This is a genomic window from Clostridioides sp. ZZV15-6597 (assembly GCF_020657815.1).
GTDB lineage: Bacteria > Bacillota > Clostridia > Peptostreptococcales > Peptostreptococcaceae > Clostridioides.
In genome coordinates, this window is sequence record NZ_JAGWCT010000298.1 from 1 (window position 1) to 208 (window position 208).

Here is a 208-nt window from a genome sequence, read left to right on the forward strand (position 1 = left end):
GAAAGAATACTTTTGGAGCAAAAGTTATTGTCTAGTAACAACTTGTGGAGCTCCATTGGATGTTGTAAAACAATACATAGAAAATCAAGGAAAGTAGGGATAATATGCTAAGAGCATATAAATATAGATTATATCCAAATAGCGAACAAAAAGAATATTTTGCTAAAACTTTTGGATGTAGCAGACTTATATATAATCTTATGTTATC

The 208-nt window shown here is 28.8% G+C and carries 2 protein-coding genes; both read left to right on the forward strand.

From position 1 onward, the window contains the following. Positions 1 to 97: transposase (locus KGF52_RS21300; RefSeq protein ID WP_227841546.1), on the forward strand; the 97-nt coding region annotated here is incomplete at its 5' end. Between the two features lie 7 nt (positions 98 to 104). Beyond that, positions 105 to 208: helix-turn-helix domain-containing protein (locus tag KGF52_RS21305; protein ID WP_227841547.1), on the forward strand; the 104-nt coding region annotated here is incomplete at its 3' end.